7 protein-coding genes are annotated in these 7352 nt (G+C 37.1%); 3 read left to right on the top strand and 4 right to left on the bottom strand.

Annotated elements, in window-relative coordinates; translation table 11 throughout:
• The first annotated feature begins 304 nt into the window (after window positions 1-304).
• A complete protein-coding gene (locus tag WKU26_RS09120) occupies window positions 305-562 on the top strand; it encodes a hypothetical protein (protein WP_340321741.1) in 258 nt (85 codons plus the stop codon).
• A gap of 135 nt (window positions 563-697) precedes the next feature.
• Here the strand turns inward: WKU26_RS09120 and WKU26_RS09115 are convergent, their stop codons facing one another.
• The 4 genes from WKU26_RS09115 to dapF form a co-directional block, all read right to left on the bottom strand.
• Window positions 698-1912, bottom strand: a complete 1215-nt coding sequence (locus WKU26_RS09115) for an IS256 family transposase (RefSeq protein WP_340321740.1) — start codon at window positions 1910-1912, stop codon at window positions 698-700.
• Window positions 1913-2116: 204 nt separating this feature from the next.
• A complete protein-coding gene (locus WKU26_RS09110; RefSeq protein ID WP_340321739.1) occupies window positions 2117-2473 on the bottom strand; it encodes a DUF2023 family protein in 357 nt (118 codons plus the stop codon).
• Between the two features lie 41 nt (window positions 2474-2514).
• Window positions 2515-3021 (bottom strand): flavodoxin FldA, encoded by a 507-nt coding sequence (gene fldA, locus WKU26_RS09105; protein ID WP_340321738.1) that lies wholly within the window; start codon window positions 3019-3021, stop codon window positions 2515-2517.
• A gap of 581 nt (window positions 3022-3602) precedes the next feature.
• Window positions 3603-4406, bottom strand: a complete 804-nt coding sequence (gene dapF / locus WKU26_RS09100) for a diaminopimelate epimerase (protein WP_340321737.1) — start codon at window positions 4404-4406, stop codon at window positions 3603-3605.
• Between the two features lie 703 nt (window positions 4407-5109).
• Here dapF and WKU26_RS09095 point away from each other — a divergent pair.
• Together WKU26_RS09095 and WKU26_RS09090 are read left to right on the top strand one after the other, a co-directional pair.
• Window positions 5110-5832, top strand: coding sequence for an NUDIX hydrolase (locus WKU26_RS09095; RefSeq protein ID WP_178266139.1), 723 nt, complete (start codon window positions 5110-5112; stop codon window positions 5830-5832).
• A gap of 11 nt (window positions 5833-5843) precedes the next feature.
• Window positions 5844-7325, top strand: coding sequence for a xylulokinase (locus WKU26_RS09090; RefSeq protein WP_340321736.1), 1482 nt, complete (start codon window positions 5844-5846; stop codon window positions 7323-7325).
• The last annotated feature ends 27 nt before the right edge of the window (window positions 7326-7352 follow it).

Raw genomic sequence — 7352 nt, 5'->3', positions numbered from 1 at the left:
TAATTACACTTGGTCTAGCCAATTTCAAATATCCTCCCATATTATTAGATTTAAAATTTGCCCAAAGGTATATATTTCCTAGTATTAATCAAATATTAAACAATTAATTCTACACCATGAGCGATTAGGCTCGCCTACGGCTGTTTGATGGATATTGCTTTCATAAATTTCATTTTAAAATAAGGGGCATATCCGAATGAAAAAGAGTAAAGTGCCTAATTTTAAACTTATCATCATGAGTTTTTGGATATGCCCCTTTTAATTTCTATTTTTGCTTTTGCCTAATTTTTAAATTTTATTAATCATGGATAATAGTGAAATCTCAAAAGAAAGAGCAGATGAAATATTTGGTGCCCTTAAAAGAAAATGTCCTTCGTTAGAATGTCCAGTTTGTAAATGCAAAACATTCAACTTAGTTGCAAGTGAGGTTTTTCTTCCTTTACCAATGAGAGGAGAAAATAACATAATTCTTGCTCCTTCAAGAGGACGTAAATGTGTTGCTCAAATATGCAATAATTGTGGCAATACATTAATTTTTGATCTTGATACACTATTCAAATGACATAGGGTATACTTTATCAGCAACCTGGGTAGTGTAAAATAAACTGTGTCACGCATTATTTCCTATTAGAAAACTCATCGGTCGGGGAACGGCCAGCGCCAAGGGGCGGGACCACCCGTCCCGACGAGCGTAAAATTACAATAAATTAAATCGCTCTCCAAACTTTATGGCCAGTTGCTGTGAGATTGTAGCCCAATTGGCAAGTGGCATAGTCCACTTCTTCCGTATATTGCGGTATGCAAGATAAACCAGTTTCTCAAGGGCTGTATCCGATGGGAACACGCCTTTGTTTTTTGTTACCTTACGGATCTGACGGTGATACCCTTCAATAGTATTTGTTGTATATATGAGCTTACGAATAGCCGGAGTGTACTGGAAATATTCGGACAGCTTATCCCAATTGTCCTGCCAGGACCTGATAACAATAGGATACTGTTCGCCCCATTTTTCTTCCAGCTTGAGGAGTTCATTTTCTGCCGATTCTTTATTTACAGCCTGATAAACGCATTTCAAATCCTTCAGGAATTCCTTTTGATTTTTGGAGCCTACATATTTGATGGAATTACGAATTTGATGTACGACACAAAGCTGTACGGCTGTATTGGGATAAACACTTTGGATTGCTTCAGGAAAACCTCTCAAGCCGTCTATACAGGCAATAAGAATATCTTCGACTCCACGGTTCTGGAGATCTGTCAGAACACTGAGCCAGAAGTTTGCTCCCTCATTTCTTGATATATACATTCCGAGTAGTTCCTTATGTCCTTCCCGGTCAATACCCAGCACATTATAGATTGCACGTGTAACAGCACAACCACGTTCATCCGTTACCTTATAATGGATGGCATCCATCCAGACTATAGGATAGACAGAATCAAGCATACGTGATTTCCATGCCTTTATTTCCGGAAGTACACGGTCTGTAATGGCGCTGATTGTATCTGCCGATACACGATTACCAAGATTCTCTTCCATCCAATCACTAATCTCACGTGTGCTGTTACCAAGAGCATACAGGCCGATTATACGGTCAGCAACACCTTCTGCCAGAATGGTCTCACGCTTCTTAATGAATTGTGGATCAAAGCTTGAATTACGGTCACGGGGAGTGGATACAGTTACCTCACCTAATGGAGTCTGGACCTGCTTTTGCATTTTCCCGTTACGGCGGTTGCCCATTTGACGTTCTTCTTCTGTAAGGTGTGCATCCATCTCACCTTCCAGAGCTGCATTCAGGATACTTTCCAATAAGGGAGCAAAAGCACCGTCTTTACCTAACAAGGGCTTGCCCGCTTTCAGCTGTTCAATAGCCTTGTTCTTGATACTCTCAAAATCAAATTCTTCTTTCATAAAAAAACTGTGTTAGCAAAGTTAATATTTTATTCTTTGCTGACACAGTTTAATTTACATCCTCGGTCCAGGGTTCGAATCCCTGAGGGTGTACCAAATGGAAGAGTAGATTAAGTTGTAGATAATCAATATTTTTACAAATTAATTTACTCTTTTTATTTCTACCCTATTCTTCGTTTCTTCCGTTATATTCTCACTTTCTTTTTAGTTGCGGATCTTCTTACGTTTGCAGTAACGTTCGCATTGTGCACAAATATCATATCCCAACATCGCTCCCAGTATAAAATCTTCTTCCGGTGTCAACATATGGAGTGGGCGTTTTGCCAGATGTCTGATTGCCTGAATACATTCCGGACGTCCGAAAAATAAGTTCACGCTTGTATTTGTCACCGGTTGTACCAGAAAGTCGATTCGCTGTTTTTTCAAGCGTTCGATGGCAAACTCTTCATACTTGCGGTTGACTGTAAAGAGAATCATGCGGCGTACACCTTTTTTGTATTCATATATGTGATTCAGAAAAACTTTCATTTCAGCTGGCAGGATGTCGGGAGATGATATCATTGTAATAAAATGGATTATGGTAGATAAAAAATGATTGTGGATTAAAAAGTTTTCTTTAACTCGTCGGTCCAAGTTTTGATGCGTGTGGATGTTTTGTGGCTTTCATTTATATCATCTAATGCAAGACCTACAAAACTACCGTCGACAACAGCTGCAGAGTTAGAGAAAGTGTAATCATCTGTACTTACATGATTGCCCAGAAAGGTGCATCCGCTGTCTTTCAAATCTTCGTACAAAATCCCCATGGCATCACAGAAAGTGTCACAATAAGATTCAGAGTCTCCACAGCCAAACAAAGCGATATACTTCCCTTTTAAGTCTGCATTCTTCAGTACTTTGATGCCATCATACCAGTCATCCTGCAGTTCTCCGTCTCCCCAGGTTGAAGTGCCAAGAAGCAGAACATCGTAAGCATTTACCAATTCGACAGTCAGTTTGTCTGCACTATAAACGTCTGTATTTGCGATTCTCAATACAGTAGCCAATTGCCCTGCCAAGTTTTCACATGTTCCTGTAGTGGAACCATAAACGATACCAATTTTTTTCATGATGTTTAATTTAGATTGTTTTTCTGTGGCAAAGGTAGGCGGTCTGGGGTTGTTTTGAAATACCTAAAAATAGTGCTTTTATTAAGGCGTATTGCTACTGTTTTCAGACTGTAGGAAAACACTATATACATCATAATATTAGATACAGCTTTTGTTTCTTAAATTATGGATACCTATTTGAGGGGATTAAGCCAAAATTGGCTGATGCTTTAAAAGGAAGAAACAGATATTTTATTGCTATTGCGAGAAATTATAGATTGTTTTCTTAAATTTGTAAAAACCAATTGTTGATTTTATGAAACCAAAGTTTTTACTTTTTTTATTTGTACTGTCTCTCTGTTTCAGTATGTCTTCGTGTGTTGTACATAAGCATCCTCATAAATTGCATCATAAAGAAATTCCACCCGGCCATGCAAAGAAAAAACATGGAAAGAAATCAGCTAAGTATTATGCTCCCGGTCATCGTAAAGAAATACATCATTATTAATTTATTAAGGTATACCGAATTTATTGGGTATACCTTAAACAGGAGCTAATTTTAAGTAGAAATAGAAGTTTTTATGGTTGTAGATGTTATTTGTTTAGATTTCTATTTCACCATCAAAAACTTTGGTTGCAGGACCTTTCATGGTCATATGATTGGTGTGTATATCCCAGTTCATCAGGAGCTCTCCTCCGTCCATTTTTACTTTTACATTTCTTGTACACTGTTTAGTAAAAATAGCGGCAGCAGCAGTTGCACATGCTCCGGTTCCACAAGCCTGAGTAATACCTGATCCTCTCTCCCACACACGCATGCGAATGTGTCCCTCGTCTAAAATTTGGGCAAATTCTACATTGGTCCGATCTGGAAATAAAGGATGATTTTCTAAAAACGGGCCTGCCTGAAAAAGATTGACGCTCGAAACATTGTCTACAAAAATGACTAAATGTGGATTCCCCATTGAAACGGCAATACCCTGGGGGTAAGGAGATTGTTCTCCTAATTTTACCCAATGAATATTTGTGGGTATTCCCATATCTACTGTAACTTCATCTACTGTATTGTTTGAGTTTACATTCAGCTTTAATTGTTTGATACCCGATTTGGTTTCCAGTGCAATATCCTTTTTATCCGTCAGTCCATATTCGTAAAGATATTTCCCAATACACCTGCTGGCATTCCCACGCATCATGGCTTCAGATCCATCTGCGTTGAAAATGCGCATGCTGAAGTCACCGATATTAGATGGTCCTATTAATACTAATCCATCACTTCCTATTCCAGTATGCCATTGACTCCAGCAGATTGCCAGTTTTTCCGGATTCTCTATAGGATATTGCAAGGTGTTGACATAAATATAGTCATTACCTGCTCCATGCATTTTAGTAAATTTTATTTTCATAGACTATTTTGATTAAATGAGTAGATTGAATTTTTTATCATATACTTATAATTGGATATATAATTGACATATAGTATTGCATTATTGCTTATATTATGTTATAATGATACAATAATTAGCTGTATGTAAAATATTGTCATTGTTAATCGCTATTATTATATCTTTATGTTCGCAAATGTATGAAATAGAAATTCTGTTTTTATGATGAAATGGAATAAAAAATAAATAGTTGTTCTTTTTGTGCTATTTTGATATAATAATCATGTGTTAAATAATAGATTATTCTATATCTTATAAATAATAGTATTAATATGTAATATTAATATTGTTTTTGAAATTAAAATTCATATCTGATTGTTAAAGCAAAAAGTATGAGTCAGATTAGTTTTTTTATTGCATGTACTTATTGTATTTTATGAAGCACTTTTATATATCCTGTTTAGTACAATAAGTACCTTTTGCATTATATGTTCCGAGAGAATATATAAAGTACTATCATACTGATTTTTATCATTTACTTATACTGTTAATAGTTTTATGTGATAAGCTGCACAAAAAATACATATTGTACTGCTTATGAAAAGGTTTATTGTATAAGATAAGATATTTATCTATTTGATTAATAGATAATTATTAATCTTGTAAAATTTGGTTGTTTCAAAAATAAATTCTTTATTTGCATAGCGAAACAAAATTATGAACTATGGAACACAGCATGCAATTGGCCAATAATCATATTTCGGTAGATTGTGTAGTGATTGGATTCGATGGCCAAAATTTAAAAGTATTATTAGTACGTCGTATAGGAGAAGATGAAGGTGAAGTTTTCCATGATATGAAACTGCCTGGTAGTCTTATATACATGGATGAAGACTTGGATAGTGCGGCTCAGCGAGTTTTAACCCAACTGACTGGATTGAAAAATGTAGACTTAAAGCAATTTAAAGTGTTTGGTTCTAAAGATCGCACCAAGAACCCTAAAGATATCCGTTGGTTGGAAAGAGCTGAAAAAGCAAAAGTTGATCGTATTGTGACAGTTGCTTATTTTTCATTAGTAAAGATTGATAAAACTCAAAGTAAGCTCTTGGATAACTTTCAAGCAGAATGGGTTTCTCTGCAAGATGTAAAGGAACTTGCTTTCGACCATAATCAGATTATTGCCGATGCAATGGAATTTATCCGTCAATATGTGGAGTTTAATCCGTCTTATCTTTTCGAATTGCTTCCTCGGAAATTTACAGCTCTTCAGTTGCGTGTTTTATATGGTTTACTCTATGGGAAAGCTGTAGATGTCCGTAATTTTCATAAGAAAATAGCGATGTTAGACTATGTAGTTCCTTTGGATGAATTCCAGCAGGGAGTATCACATCGTGCAGCAAGATATTACCATTTTGACAAGAAAATTTACAACAAGACAAGAAGATAAAATAATAAAGTATGTATTTATTAGGATATGATATAGGGAGTTCTTCTGTAAAAGCTAGTTTGGTCAATGCAGAAACGGGGAAATGTATTTCTTCTGCTTTTTATCCTAAAACAGAAGCTCCTATTATCTCGGTCAAACGAGGTTGGGCAGAACAAGAACCGGACAGTTGGTGGGAATATTTGAAATCTGCAACTCAGGATATTCTATCCAATTCCTGTATTCGTAAGGAAGATATAAAGGCAATAGGTATTTCATATCAGATGCACGGCCTTGTATGTGTAGATGCTCAGCATCGTGCTCTTCGTCCGGCGATTATATGGTGTGATTCCCGAGCCGTTTCGTATGGTCAAAAAGCTTTTCATGAATTAGGCGAAGAATATTGCCTGTCTCATTTACTTAATTCTCCAGGTAACTTTACAGCTTCTAAACTGGCATGGATTAAAGAAAATGAGCCGGAGGTATATGAGAAGATATACAAAATCATGTTGCCCGGTGATTACATTGCCATGCGTTTAAGCGGAGAAATCTGTACTACCGTATCAGGCCTTTCGGAAGGTATGTTCTGGGATTTCAAACAAAACTCAGTGGCCGATTTCCTGATGAAATATTATGGATTTGATTCTTCTCTTATTCCTGATATTAAGCCTACATTCGGAGAACAGGGAACTGTTTCTGCCGAAGCTGCTCTGGAACTTGGACTGGCAGCAGGAACACCTATTACTTACCGTGCAGGCGACCAGCCCAATAATGCATTGTCTTTGAATGTATTCAATCCGGGAGAGATTGCCTCTACAGCAGGTACTTCGGGAGTTGTATATGGAGTTAATGGAAAAGTCAATTACGATCCACAGTCGCGTGTAAATACATTTGCTCATGTTAATCACACTGCAGACTGTACCCGACTGGGTGTTCTCCTATGTATCAACGGTACTGGTATTCTGAATTCTTGGATGAAGCGAAATGTGGCAACAGAGGGATTGTCGTATGCAGAAATGAACGATTTGGCTGCTCAAATCCCAATCGGCTCGGAAGGTATCAGTGTCCTGCCCTTTGGCAACGGTTCGGAGCGTATGCTTGAAAATCGTGAAGCAGGATGCTCTATCAATGGCATTAATTTTAATTTACATCATAAAGGCCATCTTATCCGTGCTGCTCAAGAAGGAATTGTTTTCTCTTTCAAATACGGTATCGACATTATGAAAGGCATGGGAATGGATGTACAGAAAATCCATGCAGGTCATGCTAATATGTTCCTCAGTCCGGTATTCCGTGAAACACTGGCTGGTGTAACAGGTTCTGTAATCGAACTTTACGACACAGACGGTTCTGTAGGCGCTGCCAAGGGGGCTGGTATGGGAGCTGGAATTTATAAAGACCATGTGGAAGCTTTTTCAACTTTAGAGAAGCTTGCAGTCATAGAACCCGATTCTTCGAATGCAGATGCTTACGCAGATGCCTATGCGAGATGGGTAGAATGTTTGAAAAAAATATAAACAATCATAGATTCTGATTTGATAAAA

This window comes from Phocaeicola sp. HCN-40430, assembly GCF_037890285.1.
Taxonomy (GTDB): Bacteria; Bacteroidota; Bacteroidia; order Bacteroidales; family Bacteroidaceae; genus Phocaeicola; species Phocaeicola acetigenes.
Note: the sequence above shows the minus strand (reverse complement) of the source record. Positions and strands in the feature narration are given on the sequence as shown.